Origin of the sequence: Streptomyces sp. NRRL F-5650, from assembly GCF_000721365.1 — a bacterium.
GTDB lineage: Bacteria > Actinomycetota > Actinomycetes > Streptomycetales > Streptomycetaceae > Streptomyces > Streptomyces ardesiacus.
On the sequence record NZ_JOGV01000001.1, the window covers coordinates 554,716 to 574,953 of the forward strand.

Here is a 20,238-nt window from a genome sequence, read left to right on the forward strand (position 1 = left end):
GGCAACCATGGCCGCAACACCCGAAGGGGCCCCTTGCTGGGCCGACGCGATGTTCACCGACGTCGAGGGAGCCAAGAGGTTCTACGGCGACGTCCTCGGCTGGACCTTCGGCGAGTCGTCGTCGGAGTACGGCAACTACACCGAGTGCTACTCCGACGGCAAGGCGGTGGCCGCCGTGGTTCCGCCCCCGCCCGGCCACGAGGAGCGGTCGCAGTGGTGTCTGTACCTCGCCTCCCCGGACGCGGCCGCGACCGCCGGCCGGATCCGCGAGGCCGGCGGCGAGCTGCTGCTGGAGCCGATGCGGATCGGCGACTACGGCACCATGTGCCTGGCCCGGGACCCGGGCGGCGTCGTCTTCGGCGTCTGGCAGGGCGGCAGGCACCAGGGCTTCGAGGCGACGGCCGTGCCCGGCGCGTACTGCTGGGCGGAGGTCTTCACCCGCGAGCCCGCGAAGTCGGACGCCTTCTTCCCCGCGGTCTTCTCCTACCGGTCCCAGCAGATGCAGGACGACCGGATGGACTTCCGCGTCTACGGCCTCGGCGACGGCCCCGTTCTGGGCCGCATGGCCATGACGGAGGAATTCCCGCCCGAGGTCCCGCCCTACATCAACGTCTACTTCGCCGTCGCCGACTGCGACGACGCCGTGGCCCGTGCCACGAAGCTCGGCGGCGTCGTGCGGTTCGGTCCGGTCACGACCCCGTTCGGCCGGTTCGCGGCGCTGAGCGACCCGCAGGGCGCAACCTTCTCGGTGATCGACACCACGACCACCGAGGGGCGGATGCCGGAGGTCGCGGACGTCCCCTGATCCAGGTCCGGACCCCCAGGCGGGCCATGGCATGATCGAGCGCATGCGTGAACGTGTAGTGGCCGCGTGCGACGGGGCTTCGAAGGGAAACCCGGGTCCGGCCGGCTGGGCCTGGGTGGTCGCCGACGCCTCGGAGAGCCCGGTCCGCTGGGAGGCCGGCCCGCTGGGCAGGGCCACCAACAACATCGCCGAACTGACCGCGCTGGAGCGGCTGCTGGCGTCGACCGACCCCGACGTGCCGCTCGAGGTCCGGATGGACTCGCAGTACGCCATGAAGGCCGTCACCGCCTGGCTGCCCGGCTGGAAGCGCAACGGCTGGAAGACGGCCGCCGGCAAGCCGGTGGCCAACCGGGAACTGGTCGTGCGCATCGACGAGCTGCTCGCCGGCCGCTCGGTCGAGTTCCGCTACGTGCCCGCCCACCAGGTGGACGGCGACAAGCTCAACGACTTCGCCGACCGCGCCGCCAGCCAGGCGGCCGTCGTCCAGGAAGCCGCGGGCAGCGGTCTCGGCTCGCCCGAGCCGCCGCCCGCCCCGGACGTCCCGGCGGCACGCAAGGCACCGCGCCGCGGGCCGGGCGCGGCCCGCAAGGGCGGCGGCTCCTCGTCCCGCACCATCAAGGCGAAGTTCCCCGGACGCTGCCTGTGCGGCCGTTCGTACGCGGCGGGGGAGTCCATCGCCAAGAACGACCAGGGCTGGGGCCACCCGGAGTGCCGCACGGCGGCCGCCGGGTAATCCGCGCCGGCCACGGCCGCGTAGCGGGCCGCTCCGCGTCCTCCCCTTGTTACCCTGCGTTTCCGAACGACCACCATGAGTGCGTGTCAGGGGTGCGTGTGAAGGTCGCCTGCGTCGGCGGTGGGCCCGCCGGACTGTATCTGTCGATCCTGCTGAAGCGGCAGGAGCCCGCCCACGACGTCACCGTGTACGAACGCGACGAGGAGGGCTCCACCTACGGCTGGGGCGTCACCTACTGGCGCGGACTGCTCGACCGGCTCCGGGAACACGACCCGGAGTCGGCCCGCGCCGTCGAGGAGCACTCGGTGCGCTGGCGGGACGGCGTCGCCCACGTCGGCGACCTGGCCACCCGGCACCACGGCGACGAGGGCTTCGGCATCGGCCGCCACCGCCTCCTCGCGATCCTCGCCGCCCGCGCCCGCGACCTCGGCGTACGCCTGGAGTTCGAGCACCCGGTGACCGGCGCCAACCCGCCCGCCGCCGACCTCGTCGTGGCGGCCGACGGTGCCGGCAGCGCCCTGCGCGGCCATCACGCCGAGCACTTCGGCACCGAGATCACCAGCGGCCGCAACCACTACGTGTGGCTCGGCACCCCCAAGGTCTTCGACGCCTTCACCTTCGCCTTCGTCGAGACCGGCCACGGCTGGATCTGGGTGTACGGCTACGGCTACGGCCCGGAGGGCAGCACCTGCGTCGTCGAGTGCGCGCCCGAGACCTGGACCGGCCTCGGCCTGGACCGGGCCGACGAGGCCGAAGGGCTGGTCCTGCTGGAGAAGCTCTTCGCCGACGTGCTGGACGGGCACCCGCTCACCGCGCGGTCCGCCGGCCGGGCCGGCGCCGCCTGGCCCGTCTTCCGCACCCTCACCAACCGCACCTGGTCCCGGGGCAACCTCGTCCTGCTCGGCGACGCCGCCCACACCACGCACTACTCCGTCGGCGCCGGCACCACACTCGCCCTGGAGGACGCCATGGCGCTGGCAACGGCGCTGCACGGGCCGGGGAGCCGCGCGGACGCCCTCGCCCGCTACGAACGCGAACGCCGGGCGGCCCTGCTCCCGGTGCAGAGCGCGGCCCGGCTCAGCGCCCAGTGGTACGAGAACCTGCCCCGGTACATCCACCTGCCGCCGGAGCAGATGTTCGCCCTGCTCGGCCAGCGCCACTCGCCGCTGCTGCCCCACCTGCCGCCGCGTCTGTACTACCGGATCGACCGGGCGGCCGGCCGGCTGGAGACGCTGCGCCGCCTCAAGCGCCGGCTGGGACCCGCGATCGCGCGCACGGTGCAGGCACGCCGGCTCGCCGCCGGCGGGGGAGCGGTTCCCCCGGGGCCTCCCGACGCGCTGCCCGGGCACCGCGGATGACAGACTGACGCCATGGACGAGCGCACTTTCGGCAGGTCGGATCAGCACGCGTCGGTGATCGGCCTCGGCACCTGGCAACTGGGTGCCGACTGGGGAGACGTCGACGACAAGGATGCCCTCGCGGTACTGGAGGCGGCGGCCGAGTCGGGGGTGACCTTCTTCGACACGGCCGACGTCTACGGCGACGGCCGCAGCGAGCAGACCATCGCGACCTTCCTCGCGAGCCGTCCCGACCTGCACGTGCTGGTCGCCACCAAGATGGGCCGCCGGGTCGAGCAGATCCCGCAGAACTACGTCCTGGACAACTTCCGCGAGTGGAACGACCGTTCCCGCCGCAATCTCGGCGTCGACCGCCTCGACCTGGTGCAGCTCCACTGCCCGCCGACGCCCGTCTACTCCAGCGACGAGGTGTTCGACGCCCTGGACACCCTCGTCGAGGAGGAGCGCGTCGCCGCGTACGGCGTCAGCGTGGAGACGTGCGAGGAGGCCCTCACCGCGATCGCCCGGCCGAACGTGGCCAGCGTGCAGATCATCCTCAACCCGTTCCGCATGAAGCCCCTGCGCGAGGTCCTGCCCGCGGCCCGCGAGGCGGGCGTCGGCATCATCGCCCGGGTGCCGCTGGCGTCCGGCCTGCTGTCCGGCAAGTACACCAAGGACACGGTCTTCGCGGCCAACGACCACCGCACCTTCAACCGCCACGGGGAGGCCTTCGACCAGGGCGAGACCTTCTCCGGCGTCGACTTCGCCACCGGTGTGGAGGCCGCCGCCGAGTTCGCCGCGCTCGCCCCCGAGGGATACACGCCCGCCCAGTTGGCACTGCGCTGGATCGTCCAGCAGCCCGGGGTGACGAGCGTGATCCCGGGCGCCCGCTCGCCCGAGCAGGCCCGCGCCAACAGCGAAGCCGCCCGCCTGCCGGAGCTGTCGGACGACACCCTCGCCGCCGTCCGCGACCTGTACGACCGCCGCATCAAGGACCAGGTCGAGGGCCGCTGGTAGCCGGCCCGCGGGCGGCGTCCCGGAGGCTCACGGCACCAGGAGCAACTGCCGCTCCCGCTCCTGGTCGCCGGCGGCCGCCCCTTCGTCGCGTGCCGTGAAGGCGCGGGACAGCGTCCCGCTCGCCGCCTCCACGGCCTGCGGGGTGCCCTGCACGGTGACCGTCACCGGCGCCGACAGGGTCCCGCCCGCCGCCGGAGCGGAGGCCGCCCGCGGGGCGTCCGGGGCGTCGAAGGTCGCGGTGCGCACCGTCGCCCCCTCGTCCGCGGGCAGGTCACCGGGGGGCCCGAAAACGCCCTCCAGGGCGCGCACGATGGCCCGCGCGTCGTCGATGCCGCCGCCGTCGAGCGTCACGGTGAGCTGAGTGTCGGACATCCTTCGCCTTCCTTGCCGCGCCTGGGTCGGGTCCCGGCCCGTGTAACCGTCCCCCGGCCGCCCAAACCGGACGCCGTCCCCCGTGCGCCTGAGTGACGGGATCCCGGGAACTGGGAAGAGGACGCAGGCGGGACGGTCATCGGGAGGACGACGTGAGGGACCCGGAAGCGGCCGAGGGGGCGGGTCGGCGCAGGGGGCGCAACGAGACCGAGGAGGAGCGGGCCGACCGGATGTGGACCGAGCTGATCCAGGAGGTCCGCGTCGCGCAGATGGGCGTGCAGATCCTGTTCGGCTTCCTGCTCACCGTCGTCTTCCAGCCCAAGTACGCGACCCTCTCGGACACCGACCAGACGATCTACCTGGTCACGGTGGTCCTCGGAGCGGTGACCACCGGCGCGCTGATCGGACCGGTCTCCCTGCACCGCCTCGTCTCCGGGCGGCGGGTGAAGCCCCAGGCGGTGCGGTGGGCGTCCCGGCTGACGCTGCTCGGCCTGGTGCTGCTGCTCGCCACGACCGCCTGCTCGCTCCTGCTGATCCTGCGTGTCGCCACGCACGACGGTTTCGTGCCCTACCTCGTCACCGGCGTGGTGCTCTGGTACCTGCTGTGCTGGTTCGGGATCCCGCTGTGGACCCGGCACCGCCACACCGCCCGCTGAGCCGCCTCGGCGCGGCGGCGGCCGGGCGGGCCCTCAGTTCTCGGCGGTCAGCCCGGCCAGGAACGCGTCGACGGACACCTCTTCCTCACCGGGCCGGACGACCGCGTGCGTCTCGCGCAGGAACGCCTCCACCGCCGCCGCCCAGACGAACACCACGGCGCGGTGCCGTTCCCCGTCGGACCGGTCGTCGCCCAGCAGTTCGATGCGCAGTTCGTCCCACATGCCCCGCGACTCCGGCCGCATCCGCACGTCGCCCACGCCGACCGGACGGGTGAGGGCCGCGGCGACCATCTCCCGGTCCAGCGTCCACTCGGCCAGCACCCGTCCGTCGTGACTGAAGACCGCCGTGAGGGCGAACGGGTCCGCCGCGTCGTACCCGAGGTGGGCGAGGACGGGGAACCGGTCGCCGGCCTGCCCCGCCTGGAGCTGGACGACCAGGGTCTTGCGCACGACAGGGGTCACGAGGGCCTCCGGTGGGAACGGACGTGGACCCCTCGAGTACCCGGTTCACGGGCAAGATGCTCATTCGTTCGAGTGAGGCTGGGGCACCGGCCGGGTTCAGTCGCGGCCGAACGCCTCCCGCAGGGCGGGCAGCAGCGTGCTCTCCGACCAGTCCAGGAAGGCCGGTTGGGTCTCCCCGCCAATCTGCACCAGCGCGATCTCGGTGAACCCGGCGTCCACGTAGGGGCGTACGGCCTCGACGAAGGCGTCCGGGTCGTCGCCGCAGGGAATGGACCCGGCGATGTCGTCGTGCGTCACGAACTGGGTGGCCGCGTCGAAGGAATCCGGGTGCGGCAGCTCGGAGTTGACCTTCCAGCCGCTGCCGAACCAGCGGAACTGGGAGTGGGCCCGCTCGATCGCGGCGTCCCGGTCGGGGTCGTAGGAGACGGGCAGTTGGCCCACGCTCGGCTTGCCCTCGCCGCCGTACCGGCCGAAGGCCTCCAGCAGCGGCGCCTTCGGCTCGGTGGCGATCACCAGGTCGGCGAACTCGCCCGCCAGCTTGGCCGAGCGCTCCCCGGAGACGGCGATGCCGATGGGCGGCGGGCTGTCCGGCAGGTCCCACAGCCTGGCCGACTCCACGTCGAAGTGCGTGCCGCGGTGGTTCACGTGACCGCCCGCGAACAGCGCCCGGATGATCTCCACGGCCTCCCGCAGCATCTCGTGCCGGACGTCGACCGACGGCCATCCGCCGCCCACCACGTGCTCGTTGAGGTTCTCGCCGCTGCCGAGCCCCAGCCGGAACCGGCCCTGGGACAGCAACTGCAGCGTCGCCGCCTTCTGCGCCACCACCGCCGGGTGGTAGCGGAAGGTCGGACACGTCACGTAGGTCATCAGCGGGATGCGGGAGGTGGCCTGCGCCGCGGCGCCCAGCACGCTCCAGGCGTAGGGCGCGTGGCCCTGCGAACGCAACCAGGGGAAGTAGTGGTCCGAGGTCACCGAGAAGTCGAAGCCCACCTCCTCGGCCCGCACCAGATGGCCGACGAGGTCCCGCGGGCCGGCCTGCTCGGTCATCATCGTGTATCCGATGTGTGCCATGGCGGCCGAGTCCCCGCGAGACCCGAGGGAAAACAGGGGGAAACGGGGGCGGAAGGGACCGGGCCCCGTCCCGGCCGTCAGTCCAGTGCGAAGCGGTCCGCCCACGCCGCCATGTCGGTCACCGTGGCGTTGCCGCCGCACACCACCAGCCCGATCCGGGCGCCGTCACCCACCCGGTCCACCACCCGCCGCGCCGCCGGCAGCAGACAGCCGGCGGCCGGCTCGGTCCACACCTTGGCGTGCTCGGCGAGCGCGAGCGAACCCCGGACCGCCTCCCGGTCCGGCACCACGAGCACCTCGGTGACCAACTCGGCCACGTGGTCGTACGTGAGCTGCGAGACGGAGGGCGCGCTGAGCGTGGTGACGACCGACGACAGGGGCACCGCCAGCGGCCCGCCCGCCGCCAGCGCCCGGGACATGGCCTCGGCGCCCCCGGTCTCCACGCCCCACACCCGCACCCCGGGCCGCAGGGCCCGCAGCGCCGCCGCCACGCCCGCGATCAGGCCACCGCCCCCGATGCTCACCAGCACGTCGGTGAGATCGGCGGCGTCCTCGGCGAACTCCAGGCCCACCGTGCCCTGCCCCGCGATCACCACGGGGTCGTCGAAGGGGTGGACCAGGGTCAGCCCCTCCTCCCGGAGGCGGGTGACGAGCGCGAAGGCACTGTCCATGCCGTCGGTGAGGCGCACCACCGCGCCCGCCTCCTCGGCGATCTCCACGGAACGGGCCGGCGCCGTACGGGGCATGACCACCGTGGCCTTCACGTCGAGGGCGGCGGCCATCACCGCCACCGCGATGCCGTGGTTGCCGCCGCTGACCGCGACGACGCCGGCGGCCCGCTCGGCCCCGGTCAGCGACAGCAGCTTCGCCGTCGCGCCGCGCGCCTTGAACGAGCCGGTGCGCTGGAGCAGTTCCAGCTTCGCGGTGACCGGTACGCCGAGCAGCGCGGACAGCCCCGGGCTCGGCACGGTCGGGGTGCGTACGACATGTCCGGCGATCCGCTCGGCCGCGGCTTCGATCTCCGTGATCGCGATCAAGGCAGTCTTCCTTCCGGGGCGGGCGGTGATCCGCGCCCCCGGCAGCCTTTCGCGCGCGGCCTCCAAGGTCAACAAGCGGAGGGGAGGAGAGGAGAGGGGAGGCTCAGTGCTGCTGCGTCTTCTGCGGTGTCGCCTCGCTGGGCCGTACGACGACGAAGCCCTCGCCCTGGAGCACCAGTTGCACCGCCTCGCCGGAACCGCCGCGCAGCATCGAGCCGATGGACTGGGAACGGTGCAGGGAGGTGTCGAGCCCCGCGGACCAGCCGACGACCGCGTCCGTGTCGACGTACACCGGGTACTGCCGCGAGACGGGGATGACCAGCGGGTTGCCCTCGCACACCAGGCCCAGCCTGCCGTGCCCGGTGAACACGCTGTTGAACAGGCCACCACCTGCGATGCCCGCACCCTTCACGGTGGCGATGCGGTAGGACAGCGACGCGTCGAAGCACAGGACGTTGCGGCCGTTGACCGTGAACTCGTCGCCCGGCTCCACCTCGACGACGAAGCAGTTCTGCGCCTCGTTCGCGAACCATGCCTCGCCCTGCCCGCGCACCGTCATCAGCGGGAGCCCCTCCCCGGTGACCGCGCGCTTGAGCATGCCGCCCACGCCCTGGCCCTTGCGCTCGAACTGGAGACTGCCCCGGTAGGCGACCATCGCCCCCTGCCGGGCGAGCATCTCGCCATTCACCACGTACCGGATGCACTTGGAGTTCTCGACGGTCATGCCCGGCGCCGTGGCGGGCTCCACCATGTGCTCGCTGGAAAAGAGGTCACCCTTCATGACCGCATCCTGGCCCGGAGCGGCTCCTTCCGCCAAGAACGGGCGCGGTCCGGCCGCATCAGCGGTGCAGGGCCGCCGCCCAGTCCGCCGGGACGCGGCCCGCCGGGCCCGGGGACGGCTGGTCCCCGGGATGGCTGCGGGGCGGGGCGAGGTCCGGGCCCGACGCGCGCACCTCGTCGGCGGCGTAGTCCCAGTACCAGTCCTCGCCCGGTTCGAAGCTCTGCACCACCGGGTGGCCGGTGGAGCGGAAGTGGCCGGTGGCGTGCTGTCCGGGAGAGCTGTCGCAGCAGCCGACGTGGCCGCAGCTCGCGCAGCGCCGCAGGTGGAACCACCAGCCGCCGGACGCGTCGCACTCGGCGCAGCCGTTGCCGCTCGGCGGGACGGTGGGGTCGATTCCGGTGTCGCTGGTCATACCGGCTCCTCGGTCGGGTCGGATTCCGGGTTGGTGAGCGGCAGAAGCACCTGGAAACGGGTGTCGCCCGGCTCGGACTCGACCTGGAGGCTGCCGTGGTGCTTGTCGACCACGATCCGCCAGGAGATGTCCAGGCCCAGCCCGGTGCCCTCGCCCACCGGCTTGGTGGTGAAGAACGGGTCGAAGACGCGCTCCCGGATCTCCGGTGCGATCCCGGTGCCGGTGTCGCGGAACTCCACCAGCAGCCGGTCGTGGTGGAGCGCCGTGCGCACGGTCAGCGTCCCCTCGCCGCCCGCTTCGTCCACCGCGGCGACGGCGTTGTCGATCAGGTTGGTCCACACCTGGTTCAGCTCCGCCGGATACGCCGGGATGCGGGGCAGCGTGCGGTCGTACTCCTTGACGACCTCGATCCGCGGGCCGATCTTGCCGGAGAGCATCAGCAGGGTGCTGTCGAGCAGTTCGTGGACGTCGACCGTCCGGTGGGGGGCCCGGTCGAGCTGCGCGTACTGCTTGGCGGCGCCCACCAGGTGCGAGACGCGGGCGGTGGAGTCCGCGATCTCGTTCATCAACAGCTCGGTCTCGACGGTGTAGTTGAGCCAGCCGACCGCGCCGGGCAGGATCTCCGCGTCCACGGCCGCCGCGACCTGCTCCAGCCACTCGGTGTCGAGGCCGGCCTGCACGAAGGTCGGCGCGAGCTGCCAGCCCTGCTCGATGCCGTGGTCCTCCAGCCAGTCGGTGAGGGCGTCCTCGCGGTCGGCGGCCTCCAACGGGCTGAGCGAGGGCGCCTTGGCGACCCGCTCCGCGGTGCGCTCCTGTATCTCGATCAGCCCCGCCAGCGCGTCGCGGGAGAACGGCCCCTCGGCGATCACGGCGAGCTTGTGCCGCATCTTCGCCACCCGCTCCCGCAGCGCCGAGGTGGCCCGCACCGCGGCCGCCGCGGGGTTGTTCAGCTCGTGGGTGAGCCCGGCGGACAGCGAGCCGAGCGCGAGCAGCCGCTCGCGCTGCCCGATGGCGCGCTGGGTGCTCTTGGAGCCGAAGAACAGCCCCTCCAGCAGATGCACCGCCATCGGGAACCACTCCCGCATCACCGCCGCGAACGTGTCCGCCGGCAGCACGAAGAACCGCGTCGGCTCGGTGACCCGCATCGAGTTGTTGTAGACCTGCGGCACCCGGTCACCGACGTACGCCTGCATCGCGCCCGCGTACACCCCGCGCTGCGAGGTGCGGTTGGTCTCCACGTCGTCCGCGCCGACCCGGCGGGACAGCACGACCGTGCCCTCCAGCATGACGTAGAAGCAGGTGGCGTCCTCGCCCTCGGTGTACACCGGACCGGGGTCGAACAGCTCCACCCGGCCCTCGGCGCACAGCCGGCCCAACTGCTCGGGCGTCAGCTTCTCGAACAGGAACAGCTTCCCGATCTCCGCGGGGCTGCACGGCATCGGCCGGCCGCTCACGACTGCTCCAGGTAACGGTGGACGAGCATCACGGCCATGGCTCCCTCTCCGACTGCGGACGCGACCCGCTTGGCGGACTCCGCGCGGGCGTCGCCCGCCACGAACACGCCCGGGACACTGGTCTCCAGGTGGTACGGCGGCCGGTCCAGCTCCCAGTCGGCCGGCGGCCGCCCGTCCGGGGTGAGGTCCGGTCCGGCGAGGATGAACCCGCGCTCGTCGCGCAGCACCGTGCCGTCCAGCCAGTCCGTCAGCGGGGCCGCGCCGATGAACACGAACAGCCACTGGGCGTCGACGCGTTCGGTGGCGCCGCTCTCCGCGTCGCGCAGCGTCAGCCCCTCCAGGTGCCCGTCGCCGTGCGCGCCCTCGACGACGGTGCCGCAGCGCACCCGGATGTTGGGCGTCTGCTCGATCTGCTGGATCAGGTAGTACGACATCGACGCCTCCAGGGAGGCGCCGCGCACCAGCAGGGTCACCGACTTGGCGCCCCGGGCCAGGTACATCGCGGCCTGCCCGGCCGAGTTGGCGCCGCCGACGACGTACACGTCGTGGCCCTGGCAGGAGGCCGCCTCGGTCAGCGCCGAGCCGTAGAACACCCCGCAGCCGGCCAGGTCCGCCGTGCCGGGCGCGGTGAGCTGCCGGTAGGACACGCCGGTCGCCAGGATGACGCTGTGCGCGGCGATCGCCGAGCCGTCCGAGAAGCGCACGACCCGCGCCGCGCCGCTCGCCTCCAGGCCGGTCACCTCGCGCGCGGTGAGGATCTCGGCGCCGAACTTCGCCGCCTGCCGCCGGGCCCGGTCGGTGAGCTGGCCGCCGGAGACGCCGTCCGGGAAGCCCAGGTAGTTCTCGATCCGGGAGCTCTGCCCGGCCTGCCCGCCGGTCGCCGACCGCTCCACCAGCACCGTGCGCAGCCCCTCCGAGGCCCCGTACACGGCCGCGCCGAGCCCGGCCGGGCCGCCGCCGATCACCACCAGGTCGTAGAAGTCGGCCGTCGGCGTGGTCGCCAGACCCACCCGGGCGGCCAGCTCGGGCGCCTCCGGCTCCACCAGCGGGGTCCCGTCCGGCGTGATCACCACCGGCAGCCGCTGCCCGTCCTGCCCGGCCGCCGACAGCAGCCGCCGCCCCTCCGGCTCGTCCGAGGAGTACCAGCGGTAGGGCACCTGGTTGCGGGCCAGGAACTCCCGGACCTCCGAGGACCGCGCCGACCAGCGGTGCCCGACGACCTTGGTGCTGGGCACCGGACGGTGGTCGCCGGTGCGCCATGCCTCCAGCAGGTCGTCCAGGACCGGGTACAGCTTCTCCTCGGGCGGGTCCCACGGCTTGAGCAGATAGTGGTCCAGATCGACGACGTTGATCGCGTCGATCGCCGCGTCGGTGTCCGCGTACGCCGTCAGCAGCACCCGCCGGGCGCCCGGGTACACGTCCAGGGCCTGCTCCAGGAACTCGATGCCGTTCATCTGCGGCATCCGGTAGTCGGCGAGGATCACGGCCACCAGGTCCCCGCGCAGCTTGAGCTCGCGCAGCGCCTCCAGCGCCGACCCGCCGGACTCCGCGCGCACGATCCGGTAGGTGGCGCCGTAGCGTCGCCGCAGGTCGCGGGCGACGGCGCGGGAGACCCCCGGATCGTCGTCCACGGTCATGATGACGGTCCGCGTCTCCCCGTCGGCCTGTGCCATGCGTCCCCCAGTGGAGCGGCCGGGTTCACGGCACGGCGTCCCCGTCACCGCACCGGCCTGCAGCCCATCGTATGTTCGATCGCCGGTGCCCGCTCGGGCGGCGCGGGGCGCCGGCGCCCGACCGCTCCCCCCTGCGCGGCGACGGGGACGGCTTGGGGAAGACTGGGCGCCATGAACGAGGTGACCGCGACACAGGGAGGGACCCGCATGACGCGCCCGATCACGGCAGGCCTGGACGGTTCGCAGGAGAGCCTGGCCGCACTGGCCTGGGCGGCGAGGGAGGCGGTACGCCGGGGGACCCCGCTGCACGTCGTGCACGCCTGGCGGTTCCAGGACCGGGGCGTGGCCGGCACGGTGAACCGCGAGACGCAGGAGACGTGGGCGCGCGACGCCCTGGCCGAGGCGGTCGGGACGGTCACCGGACGGCACCCCGGCCTCACGGTCACCACCGACCTGCGCGAGGGCGACGCCGTCGCCGCCCTGCTCGCCGCCGCGGCCGACGCCGGCACGCTGGTCCTCGGCTCCCGCGGCCACGGTCCGGTCGTCGGCTTCCTGCTCGGCTCGGTCGGCCGGCAGGTGATCGCCGAGGCGACCCGGCCGGTGGTCCTCGTGCGGGCCGGGGACGAGCCGAGCGGCGAGGCGTCCGGCCGTGAGGTGGTCGTGGGCCAGCAGGGCGAGCCCGAGGACAGCGCCGACGTCATCGGCTTCGCGTTCGAGGCCGCCGCCGCGCGGGGCGCCACCGTGCGCGCCGTACGGGCCTGGACGCTGCCGACGGTGTTCACCTACAGCCCCGGTTCCATGGCCCTCGCCGACGAGGCCGGGGGCCTGGAGCAGTACGAGCGCAAGGCGCTCGGCGAGGCGCTCGCCCCGTGGCGCGAGCGGCACCCCGACGTCCCGGTGGTCGAGCACGTGGAGATGGGCAGCGCCGGCCAGGTGCTGCTGTCGGTCGCCGCGAACGCCCAGCTGATGGTCGTCGGACGCCGGGCCCGCCGCACCGCCGTCGGCGCCCGGATCGGCTCGGTGGCGTACGGCGTGCTGCACCACGCGGAGTGCCCGGTGGCGGTCGTCCCGCACACGTGAGGGCGCGGCGCCAGGGCGTCGTTCAGTCCGCCGTGGGCTGCAGCGTCTCCCGCGCCCTGGGCAGGATGTTGACGAGGTAGTCCTCGACCGCCGTGTCCAGACCGATGTCGTGCTGGGCCCGTTCGGACAGGTACCAGCGGTGCTCCAGCAGCTCGTGGTAGATCTCCGCCGGGTCCATCGCGCCGCGCAGCTCCACCGGCACGGCGCGCACGGTGGGCCGGAAGACCTCGCGCACCCACCGGTGGGCGAGGACCTCGGGACGGGCGCCGAGGGGGTCGCCCGGGGCGTAGTCGTCCTGGGTGGCCATCCAGCTCTCCAGGTCGTTCAGCAGCCGCCTGGCCTGGTTCTCCTCGGCGTCCAGACCGGTCAGGCGCAACAGTTGGCGCTGGTGGTGGCCGGCGTCGACGACCTTGGGCACGAAGGTGACCGAATCGCCGTTGGAGGCGTGCTCGATCTGCATCTCGGCCACGTCGAAGCCGAGGTCGTTCAGGCGCCGGATCCGGCGTTCGATGTAGTGGTACTTGCCCGCCGGATAGACGGAGGTGCGGGTCAGCTCCTCCCACAGGCTGCGGTAGCGGGCGCATATCTCCATGCCGAAGTCGACGGGGTCGACGGAGGGGTGCAGCGCCCCGGAGGCCTCCAGGTCGAGCAGTTCGCCGCTGATGTTCACCCGGGCCAGGTCCAGGTCGTAGTCGCGCTGGCCGGGGCTCAGCCGCTGGTGCAGCTCCCCGGTCTCGGCGTCGACCAGGTAGGCGGCGTAGGCGCCCGCGTCGCGCCGGAAGAGCGTGTTGGACAGCGAGCAGTCCCCCCAGGCGAACCCGGCCAGGTGAAGCCGTACGAGCAGCACCGCCAGGGCGTCCATCAGCCGGTGCATGGTCGCCGGGCGCAGCGTCGTCTCGAACATCGACCGGTAGGGCTGCGAGCCGCCCAGGTGCCGGGTGACCAGCACCGGCTCCAGCGTCTCTCCGGCGGCGTCCGCGCGGCCGGTGATCACGGCCAGCGCGTCCACCGCCGGGATGGCGAGCCGGTCCAGGTCGCGCAGCAACTGGTACTCGCGCAGCGCGGGCCGTTCCGCCAGTTCCTTGACCGCGATCACCTCGTCCCCGGCGCGCGCGTAGCGCACCACGTGCCGGGAGATGCCGCGGGGCAGCGGCACGAGGTACTCCTCGGGCCACTGCTCCAGCGGCAGGTGCCAGGGCAGTTCGAGCAGGAGCGCTGGGTGCTCCGGATTGGTGGCACTGATCTGCAAGGCCATGCCACGACTCTAAACGGCGCGCTCCCGGGCCAGTTCCGCGGCGTCCTTCACCGGCCCGCGGTGGACCGGGCCGTGCCCCGGCAGCAGGAGGTCGCCCTCCAGCCCGGCGACGATGTCGAGCGAGGCGATCGCGCGCGGCCGGTCGTGGTGGAACAGGTCGGGCAGGAGCTGCGGACCCTGGACGCGGGAGATGGCGTGCCCGCTCACCAGGGCGTCGCCGGAGATCACCACGCCGGCGTCCGGGAGGTGGTAGACGCAGTGGCCGTCGGTGTGCCCGGGGGTGTGCACGGGCACGGGGCGGCCGGGCAGGTCGAGGGGGCCGTCCACCGGAAAGGGGGCGGGCGCGGTCACGGGATGCTGCTGGGTGCCGCCGGTGCGCAGTACGTGCGTCAACCAGGGCAGCACGCCCGGCCGCCAGGCGTTGCGCAGCACCGTGCCGACCGACACCTGCTGGAGGTGGTCGCGCCGGGCGTGCGGCACCTCGGCCTCGTGCAGGAGGACCGGGGTGCCGTACGTGGCCCGCAGGTACTCGGCCGAGCCCAGGTGGTCGTTGTGCGCGTGGGTGATCAGTACCGCCGCCACCGCCTCGGGTGAACTCCCCACGGCGGCCAGGGAGTCGAGCAGTGCCCGGCGGTCCCCGGGGTAGCCGGTGTCGACGAGCGTCACCGCGTCGCCGTCGGTGAGGACGACCCAGTTGGTGTTGCCGCCGTGCACCAGGTAGGTGCCGTCCGCCACTTGCCGTACGTCCGCGTTCATGGTCTCCCGGGTCTCTGCTTGGCTGCCTGCGTGCGGGACAGCCAACCAGAAACGGGGCGTGGGCGGTTGCCCGGGCCTCAGCGCACGCCGTGCGGGCGGAACTGGACGCTGATGCGGGGCCCGGCGGCGCGCGTGCTCTTGGGGACGCAGTGCTCCCAGGTGCGCTGGCAGGAGCCGCCCATCACGATCAGGTCGCCGTGGCCCAGCGGGCGGCGCAGGGTCCGGCCGCCCCCGCCCGCCGGGCGCAGCAGCAGGTCGCGGGGTGCGCCGACCGACAGGATCGCGACCATCGTGTCCTGGCGTGCGCCCCGCCCGATCCGGTCGCCGTGCCAGGCGACGCTGTCCCGGCCGTCGCGGTAGTGGCACAGGCCCGCGGTGGTGAAGGGCTCGCCCAGCTCCTCGGCGTAGTGCGCGGACAGGGCGTCGCGCGCCTCGGCCAGCAGGGGGTGGGGCAGCGGGTCCGCCGCGCCGTAGAACGCCAGCAGCCGGGGTACGTCGACGACCCGCTCGTACATCTCCCGCCGCTCCGCGCGCCAGGGGACCTCGGCGGCCAGCCGCTCGAACAGCGCGTCGGCGCCGCTCAGCCACCCCGGGAGCAGGTCGATCCAGGCTCCGGAACCGAGGAGGGTGCGGCGCAGCCCGTCGAGCGGGGCCAGCCGTACCTCGTCGGTCTGGTCGAAGAGCGAGCCCTGGAGGTGCGTGGTCATGGGACCAGCGTACCCCTTGCTCGAAAATCTGTTCTATTCGCGCCCTCATCCCCTCCCCGCTCGCCGTGCCGGAGCCCTTTCGATACACCGGCGTATCCGATACATTCGCGCATCGAACGAGGCGGAGGGGCCGGGCATGGCGGTGCGCGAGACGACCGGGCGGGTGACCAGGCGCCGTGCGCACACCCGCGCCAACCTGCTGGACGCGGCGTTCACGGTGTTCGCCGCCAAGGGGTTCGGGCGGGTGTCGATCGAGGAGGTCTGCGAGGCGGCCGGGTACAGCCGGGGCGCCTTCTACTCCAACTTCGCCAGCCTCGACGAGCTGTTCTTCGCCCTCTACGAGCAACGGGCCGGCCTGATCGCCGAGCAGGTGTCCGCCGCCCTCGCCTCCGACGGCCCCGACCTGGACGTGCCGGCCGCCGTGGACCGCGTCACCGAGGCGCTGCTCCTGGACCGGGACTGGCTCCTGGTGAAGACGGACTTCCTGGTGCACGCCGCCCGCGACCCCGAGGTCGCCCGGACCCTCCTGGAGCACCGGGCCCGCCTCAGACGCGCGATCGCCGACCGGCTCGCCCGGGCCCGGGGGCACACCGCCCTGCCCGCCGTGCTGGGTGACGCGGAGGGTGCCGCGCACGCCGTGGTCGCCGCGTACGACGGGGTCACCACCCAACTGCTCCTCGACCGGGACGGTGCCCGCGCCCGCGCCTGGCTCGGGCAACTGCTCACCGCGCTGCTCACCGACGGCGGCGCGCGTCACTGACCCCAGCGTCACCGACAGATCAAGGAAGGGACGGTCGCCATGGATGCCGACGTCATCGTCGTCGGAGGGGGGCTCGCGGGGCTGGTCGCGGCCCACGAGCTGACCAGCCGGGGCCGCAGGGTCGCCCTGGTCGACCAGGAGAACGCGGCCAGTCTCGGCGGGCAGGCGTTCTGGTCCTTCGGCGGTCTCTTCCTCGTCGACTCCCCGGAGCAGCGCCGCCTCGGCGTCAGGGACTCCTTCGACCTCGCCTGGAACGACTGGCGGGGCAGCGCCGCCTTCGACCGCACCGACGACGAGGACTCCTGGGCGGTGCGCTGGGCGCGGGCGTACGTCGAGTGGGCGGCGGGGGAGAAGCGGTCCTGGCTCGCCGGGCACGGCATCACCTTCCTGCCCACCGTCGGCTGGGCCGAGCGCGGCGACCTCCGGGCGGGCGGGCACGGCAACTCCGTGCCCCGGTTCCACATCGCGTGGGGCACCGGCACGGGGGTCGTCGAGCCGTTCGTGCGGTACGCGAAGCAGGCCGTGCGCGACGGGCTGCTCACCCTCCACCACCGCCACCGCGTCGACCACCTCGACGTCGAGGGCGGCACGGTCCGCGGGGTGCGCGGCACGGTCCTCGTCCCCGACGACTCACCGCGCGGCGTCGCCTCCAGCCGGGAGGCGGCCGGGGAGTTCGCACTCACCGCCCAGGCCGTGATCGTCACCTCCGGCGGCATCGGCGCCGACCACGACACCGTCCGCCGCCACTGGCCCGCACGCCTGGGCACCCCGCCCGCCGAGATGGTCACCGGGGTCCCCGCCCACGTCGACGGAAGGATGCTCGGCATCAGCGCCGAGGCAGGCGCCCGCCTGGTCAACCGGGACCGCATGTGGCACTACACCGAGGGCGTGCGCAACTGGGACCCGATCTGGCCCGGCCACGGCATCCGCATCCTGCCCGGACCGTCCTCCATGTGGTTCGACGCGCTCGGCCGCCGGCTGCCCGAGCCGTACCTGCCCGGCTACGACACGCTGGGCACCCTGCGTCACCTGCGCACGGCCGAGGGCCTCGCGGAGCACGACCACTCCTGGTTCGTCCTCACCCAGAAGATCGTCGAGAAGGAGTTCGCCCTCTCCGGCTCCGAGCAGAACCCCGACATCACCGCCAAGGACCGCGCCGGCTTCCTGCGGGAACGCGTCCTCGGCAAGGGGGCCCCGGCCCCGGTGGACGCGTTCCTGCGCAAGGGTGCCGACTTCGTGACCGCGCCGGACCTGGAGCAACTGGTCGACAGGATGAACGCGTTGACCGACAAGCCGCTCCTGGACGCCGCCGTGCTCCGGCGCCAGATCGAGGCCCGCGACCTCCAGATGGCCAACCCGTACGCCAAGGACGCCCAGGTGCAGGGCATCCGCAACGCCCGCCGCTACATCGGCGACCGCCTCGGCCGCGTCGCCGGTCCGCACCGCCTCCTCGACCCGGCGGCCGGCCCGCTGATCGGCGTCAAGCTGCACATCCTCACCCGCAAGACGCTCGGCGGCATCCAGACCGACCTCGACTCCCGCGCCCTGGGCGCCGACGGCACCCCGGTCGAGGGCCTCTACGCGGCCGGCGAGGTGGCCGGCTTCGGCGGGGGAGGGGTGCACGGGTACAACGCGCTGGAGGGCACCTTTCTCGGCGGCTGCCTCTTCTCCGGCCGGGCGGCGGGCCGGGCGGCGACACGGCAGACCGCCTGAGCGGCGGACCCCGCCGACGCGGCGGGCGGCCGTCCGAGCGGTGCGGCGCGCTCGCGGGGCCGCGTCGGGTACGGGTGGGCGGGCGGCCGGATCAGCCGGACCTGCGGCGCGCGGCCTCGCGCCGCTTGAGCGCCCGGCGTTCCAGCTCGCCGGTCCCGCCCCACACACCGATGGTCTGCCCGGTGTCCAACGCCCAGCGCAGACACTGCTGTTGGACCGGGCAGGTACGGCAGACCGCCTTGGCCTGCTCGGTCTGCAGAGCCGCCGGCCCGGTGGTGCCGATGGGGAAGAAGAGGTCGGGATCCTCCGTCCGGCATGCGGCGTACTCTCGCCAGTCGTCCATCAAGGTCACCTGCGTTCGGTCTCGTTCGCGTCTTCGTGCACTCCTTGCTCCCCTGCGGGTGACCGGTCGGCAGCGGGGCGAAACCGGCGCGGCGCCCGGCGGTGCCGGAGCGGTGCCGCCGGGCTACCGGCGCAGTGCTCCGGCCGCCGCCGTCACCACCGCGTCCGCCACCGTCGCCAGCGCCGGCGAGTCGAGCTTCCACTGCTGCCAGTACAGCGTGACGTCCACCGCAAGGTCGGGGGCGAAGCCGACCAGCCGTCCGCCGCGCAGCAGGGGCTCCGCCTGCGGCTGCGGGACCATGCCCCAGCCCAGCCCGGCGGCGACCGCCTCGACGAAGCCCTCCGAGGTCGGTACGTAGTGCCGGGCCGCGCTCGCGCCGCCGAGTCCGAGCCGGCGCGCGAAGGAGTCCTGGAAGTCGTCGCGCCGGTCGAAGACCACGACGGGCGCGTCGGAGACGGTCTCCTGCGGGGGTCCCGCCAGGTACCGGGCGGCGAAGTCCGGCGCGGCGCACGGGAGATAGCGCATCCGGCCCAGCGCCCGCACCGTGCAGCCCGGCACCGGCTCGGGCGACGAGGTCACCGCCGCCATCACCGCGCCCTCCCGCAGCAGCGCCGCCGTGTGGCCCTCGTCCTCGCGGTGCAGCTCGAAGCAGAGGGCGGGCTCCCGGGGGAGCGCGGTCAGGGCGGGCAGGAACCAGGTCGCCAGCGAGTCCGCGTTCACGGCCACCGACACCCGGGTCGGCTCCCCCTCGCGCCGCAGGCCCAGCTCGGCCGAGGCGTCCCGCTCCAGCCGCGCCACCTGGCGGGCCAGCCGCACCAGCACCGCCCCGGAGTCGGTGGCCCGCACCGGCTTGGTGCGCAGCAGCAGCACCCGGCCGATGCGCTGCTCCAGCGCCTTCACCCGCTGGCTGACCGCGGACGGGGTCACGTGCAGGGCGGCGGCCGCCGCGTCGAACGTGCCCTCGTCCACGACGGCCAGCAGAGTGCGTACGTGGTCCAGCGGGAGGTCGGCGAAGGGCGGCGTCATGTCGTCATCACACCGGCTAATGATACGTAAGAATCCTTAGCTGTACGTCCTGTGATCGTCCGCTTAGCGTCGAGGGCATGAACAACGCCCTCACGGCAGCCGCCGCCGGCTTCGGCACCGGACTCTCGCTCATCGTCGCCATCGGCGCCCAGAACGCCTTCGTCCTGCGTCAGGGGGCCCGCCGTGACGCGGTGCTCGCCGTGGTCGGCATCTGCGCGCTGTCCGACGCCGTGCTCATCGCCCTCGGCGTCGGCGGGGTCGGCGCCGTGGTCGTGGCCTGGCCGGGCGCGCTGACCGCCGTCGGCTGGATCGGCGGCGCCTTCCTGCTCTGCTACGGCGCCCTGGCCGCCCGGCGCGTGTTCCGTCCGGCCGGCGCGCTGCGGACGGACGGCGACGCCACGGGCTCCCGGCGCCGGGCCGTGCTCACCTGCCTCGCGCTGACCTGGCTCAACCCGCACGTCTACCTGGACACCGTCTTCCTGCTCGGCTCCGTCGCCGCCGACCGGGGGCCGCTGCGCTGGACCTTCGGTCTCGGGGCCGCCCTCGCCAGCCTGGTCTGGTTCGCCGCGCTCGGCTTCGGCGCCCGCCACCTCGGCCGCTTCCTGTCCCGGCCCGCGGCCTGGCGCGTCCTCGACGGGCTGGTGGCCGCCACCATGATCGCCCTCGGCCTCTCCCTCGTCCTCGGGGCCTGAGCGGGCGGCCGGATCCGGCCGGACGCCTCCGAGCGGACCCGAACGGAGGTGCGATAGTGATCCCCGCACCGAAAGATGTACCGAGCATGTAGG

Annotated in this window: 22 protein-coding genes; 9 read left to right on the forward strand and 13 right to left on the reverse strand. The window is 73.6% G+C overall.

Annotation, left to right across the window (positions count from 1 at the left end):
- The first annotated feature begins 7 nt into the window (after nt 1-7).
- The 4 genes from IG88_RS0102570 to IG88_RS0102585 all read left to right on the forward strand — a co-directional run bounded on the left by IG88_RS0102570 (nt 8) and on the right by IG88_RS0102585 (nt 3,892).
- A complete protein-coding gene (locus tag IG88_RS0102570; protein WP_031034447.1) occupies nt 8-805 on the forward strand; it encodes a VOC family protein in 798 nt (265 codons plus the stop codon).
- 31 nt (nt 806-836) lie between these two features.
- Complete coding sequence (locus IG88_RS0102575; protein ID WP_031034448.1) at nt 837-1,538, forward strand: ribonuclease H family protein; 702 nt, start codon at nt 837-839, stop codon at nt 1,536-1,538.
- A 98-nt stretch (nt 1,539-1,636) separates the two neighbouring features.
- Nucleotides 1,637-2,896: an FAD-dependent monooxygenase gene (locus IG88_RS0102580; RefSeq protein WP_199807412.1), complete on the forward strand. Its 1,260-nt coding sequence runs from the start codon at nt 1,637-1,639 to the stop codon at nt 2,894-2,896.
- Nucleotides 2,897-2,908: 12 nt separating this feature from the next.
- Entirely contained in the window at nt 2,909-3,892 is a 984-nt protein-coding gene (locus IG88_RS0102585) for an aldo/keto reductase (RefSeq protein ID WP_031034452.1), read from the forward strand.
- Nucleotides 3,893-3,919: 27 nt separating this feature from the next.
- Here IG88_RS0102585 and IG88_RS0102590 read toward each other — a convergent pair whose 3' ends face one another.
- Nucleotides 3,920-4,264 carry a hypothetical protein gene (locus IG88_RS0102590; protein WP_031034453.1) on the reverse strand — a complete coding sequence of 115 codons (345 nt, stop codon included), beginning with the start codon at nt 4,262-4,264 and terminating at the stop codon, nt 3,920-3,922.
- Nucleotides 4,265-4,494: 230 nt separating this feature from the next.
- Here IG88_RS0102590 and IG88_RS0102595 point away from each other — a divergent pair, with 230 nt between their 5' ends.
- A complete protein-coding gene (locus IG88_RS0102595) occupies nt 4,495-4,920 on the forward strand; it encodes a DUF6328 family protein (RefSeq protein WP_420712065.1) in 426 nt (141 codons plus the stop codon).
- 33 nt (nt 4,921-4,953) lie between these two features.
- Here the strand turns inward: IG88_RS0102595 and IG88_RS0102600 are convergent, their stop codons facing one another.
- The 7 genes from IG88_RS0102600 to IG88_RS0102630 all read right to left on the reverse strand — a co-directional run bounded on the left by IG88_RS0102600 (nt 4,954) and on the right by IG88_RS0102630 (nt 11,813).
- Nucleotides 4,954-5,382, reverse strand: a complete 429-nt coding sequence (locus IG88_RS0102600) for an SsgA family sporulation/cell division regulator (protein ID WP_031034457.1) — start codon at nt 5,380-5,382, stop codon at nt 4,954-4,956.
- 96 nt (nt 5,383-5,478) lie between these two features.
- A complete protein-coding gene (locus IG88_RS0102605; protein WP_031034459.1) occupies nt 5,479-6,456 on the reverse strand; it encodes an LLM class F420-dependent oxidoreductase in 978 nt (325 codons plus the stop codon).
- Between the two features lie 77 nt (nt 6,457-6,533).
- A complete protein-coding gene (locus IG88_RS0102610; protein WP_031034461.1) occupies nt 6,534-7,493 on the reverse strand; it encodes a threonine/serine dehydratase in 960 nt (319 codons plus the stop codon).
- Between the two features lie 103 nt (nt 7,494-7,596).
- Nucleotides 7,597-8,274: an AIM24 family protein gene (locus IG88_RS0102615; RefSeq protein WP_031034463.1), complete on the reverse strand. Its 678-nt coding sequence runs from the start codon at nt 8,272-8,274 to the stop codon at nt 7,597-7,599.
- Nucleotides 8,275-8,332: 58 nt separating this feature from the next.
- Nucleotides 8,333-8,686, reverse strand: coding sequence for a UBP-type zinc finger domain-containing protein (locus IG88_RS0102620; protein WP_031034465.1), 354 nt, complete (start codon nt 8,684-8,686; stop codon nt 8,333-8,335).
- A complete protein-coding gene (locus IG88_RS0102625) occupies nt 8,683-10,140 on the reverse strand; it encodes an ATP-binding protein (RefSeq protein ID WP_031034467.1) in 1,458 nt (485 codons plus the stop codon). The genes IG88_RS0102620 and IG88_RS0102625 overlap by 4 nt, the downstream gene beginning before the upstream one ends.
- Complete coding sequence (locus IG88_RS0102630) at nt 10,137-11,813, reverse strand: FAD-dependent oxidoreductase (RefSeq protein WP_031034470.1); 1,677 nt, start codon at nt 11,811-11,813, stop codon at nt 10,137-10,139. Before IG88_RS0102630 ends, IG88_RS0102625 begins: the two co-directional genes overlap by 4 nt.
- A 207-nt stretch (nt 11,814-12,020) precedes the next feature.
- Here IG88_RS0102630 and IG88_RS0102635 point away from each other — a divergent pair, with 207 nt between their 5' ends.
- Nucleotides 12,021-12,893 carry a universal stress protein gene (locus IG88_RS0102635; RefSeq protein WP_031034472.1) on the forward strand — a complete coding sequence of 291 codons (873 nt, stop codon included), beginning with the start codon at nt 12,021-12,023 and terminating at the stop codon, nt 12,891-12,893.
- A 22-nt stretch (nt 12,894-12,915) separates the two neighbouring features.
- On the opposite strand, the gene IG88_RS0102640 is transcribed toward IG88_RS0102635, so the two are convergent.
- From IG88_RS0102640 to IG88_RS0102650, 3 genes are all read right to left on the reverse strand, one after another.
- Nucleotides 12,916-14,148 (reverse strand): DUF4032 domain-containing protein, encoded by a 1,233-nt coding sequence (locus IG88_RS0102640; RefSeq protein WP_031034475.1) that lies wholly within the window; start codon nt 14,146-14,148, stop codon nt 12,916-12,918.
- A 9-nt stretch (nt 14,149-14,157) separates the two neighbouring features.
- Complete coding sequence (locus IG88_RS0102645) at nt 14,158-14,904, reverse strand: MBL fold metallo-hydrolase (RefSeq protein ID WP_031034477.1); 747 nt, start codon at nt 14,902-14,904, stop codon at nt 14,158-14,160.
- A gap of 77 nt (nt 14,905-14,981) precedes the next feature.
- Nucleotides 14,982-15,611 carry an alpha-ketoglutarate-dependent dioxygenase AlkB gene (locus tag IG88_RS0102650; RefSeq protein WP_031034480.1) on the reverse strand — a complete coding sequence of 210 codons (630 nt, stop codon included), beginning with the start codon at nt 15,609-15,611 and terminating at the stop codon, nt 14,982-14,984.
- Between the two features lie 136 nt (nt 15,612-15,747).
- On the opposite strand from IG88_RS0102650, the gene IG88_RS0102655 reads away from it, so the two are divergent.
- Nucleotides 15,748-16,371 (forward strand): TetR/AcrR family transcriptional regulator, encoded by a 624-nt coding sequence (locus IG88_RS0102655; RefSeq protein WP_031034482.1) that lies wholly within the window; start codon nt 15,748-15,750, stop codon nt 16,369-16,371.
- Nucleotides 16,372-16,410: 39 nt separating this feature from the next.
- Nucleotides 16,411-18,084 carry an FAD-binding dehydrogenase gene (locus tag IG88_RS0102660; protein ID WP_031034484.1) on the forward strand — a complete coding sequence of 558 codons (1,674 nt, stop codon included), beginning with the start codon at nt 16,411-16,413 and terminating at the stop codon, nt 18,082-18,084.
- 91 nt (nt 18,085-18,175) lie between these two features.
- Here IG88_RS0102660 and IG88_RS0102665 read toward each other — a convergent pair whose 3' ends face one another.
- Both IG88_RS0102665 and IG88_RS0102670 read right to left on the reverse strand, forming a co-directional pair.
- Complete coding sequence (locus IG88_RS0102665) at nt 18,176-18,427, reverse strand: WhiB family transcriptional regulator (RefSeq protein WP_031034487.1); 252 nt, start codon at nt 18,425-18,427, stop codon at nt 18,176-18,178.
- A 123-nt stretch (nt 18,428-18,550) separates the two neighbouring features.
- Entirely contained in the window at nt 18,551-19,453 is a 903-nt protein-coding gene (locus IG88_RS0102670) for a LysR family transcriptional regulator ArgP (RefSeq protein WP_031034489.1), read from the reverse strand.
- 77 nt (nt 19,454-19,530) lie between these two features.
- Here IG88_RS0102670 and IG88_RS0102675 point away from each other — a divergent pair, with 77 nt between their 5' ends.
- The gene (locus IG88_RS0102675) at nt 19,531-20,145 is read left to right on the forward strand and encodes a LysE/ArgO family amino acid transporter (RefSeq protein ID WP_031034491.1); all 615 of its coding nucleotides are present in this window, start codon (nt 19,531-19,533) and stop codon (nt 20,143-20,145) included.
- Nucleotides 20,146-20,238: the final 93 nt, after the last annotated feature.

Bases quoted from the DNA above. Each gene is read 5' to 3' on its own strand.
- IG88_RS0102570 (WP_031034447.1), top strand. From the start codon at position 8: ATGGCCGCAACACCCGAAGGGGCCCCTTGCTGGGCCGACGCGATGTTC.
- IG88_RS0102575 (WP_031034448.1), top strand. From the start codon at position 837: ATGATCGAGCGCATGCGTGAACGTGTAGTGGCCGCGTGCGACGGGGCT.
- IG88_RS0102585 (WP_031034452.1), top strand. From the start codon at position 2,909: ATGGACGAGCGCACTTTCGGCAGGTCGGATCAGCACGCGTCGGTGATC.
- IG88_RS0102590 (WP_031034453.1), bottom strand. From the start codon at position 4,264: ATGTCCGACACTCAGCTCACCGTGACGCTCGACGGCGGCGGCATCGAC.
- IG88_RS0102595 (WP_420712065.1), top strand. From the start codon at position 4,495: ATGTGGACCGAGCTGATCCAGGAGGTCCGCGTCGCGCAGATGGGCGTG.
- IG88_RS0102605 (WP_031034459.1), bottom strand. From the start codon at position 6,456: ATGGCACACATCGGATACACGATGATGACCGAGCAGGCCGGCCCGCGG.
- IG88_RS0102615 (WP_031034463.1), bottom strand. From the start codon at position 8,274: ATGAAGGGTGACCTCTTTTCCAGCGAGCACATGGTGGAGCCCGCCACG.
- IG88_RS0102620 (WP_031034465.1), bottom strand. From the start codon at position 8,686: ATGACCAGCGACACCGGAATCGACCCCACCGTCCCGCCGAGCGGCAAC.
- IG88_RS0102630 (WP_031034470.1), bottom strand. From the start codon at position 11,813: ATGGCACAGGCCGACGGGGAGACGCGGACCGTCATCATGACCGTGGAC.
- IG88_RS0102635 (WP_031034472.1), top strand. From the start codon at position 12,021: ATGACGCGCCCGATCACGGCAGGCCTGGACGGTTCGCAGGAGAGCCTG.
- IG88_RS0102640 (WP_031034475.1), bottom strand. From the start codon at position 14,148: ATGGCCTTGCAGATCAGTGCCACCAATCCGGAGCACCCAGCGCTCCTG.
- IG88_RS0102645 (WP_031034477.1), bottom strand. From the start codon at position 14,904: ATGAACGCGGACGTACGGCAAGTGGCGGACGGCACCTACCTGGTGCAC.
- IG88_RS0102650 (WP_031034480.1), bottom strand. From the start codon at position 15,611: ATGACCACGCACCTCCAGGGCTCGCTCTTCGACCAGACCGACGAGGTA.
- IG88_RS0102655 (WP_031034482.1), top strand. From the start codon at position 15,748: ATGGCGGTGCGCGAGACGACCGGGCGGGTGACCAGGCGCCGTGCGCAC.
- IG88_RS0102660 (WP_031034484.1), top strand. From the start codon at position 16,411: ATGGATGCCGACGTCATCGTCGTCGGAGGGGGGCTCGCGGGGCTGGTC.
- IG88_RS0102665 (WP_031034487.1), bottom strand. From the start codon at position 18,427: ATGGACGACTGGCGAGAGTACGCCGCATGCCGGACGGAGGATCCCGAC.
- IG88_RS0102670 (WP_031034489.1), bottom strand. From the start codon at position 19,453: ATGACGCCGCCCTTCGCCGACCTCCCGCTGGACCACGTACGCACTCTG.
- IG88_RS0102675 (WP_031034491.1), top strand. From the start codon at position 19,531: ATGAACAACGCCCTCACGGCAGCCGCCGCCGGCTTCGGCACCGGACTC.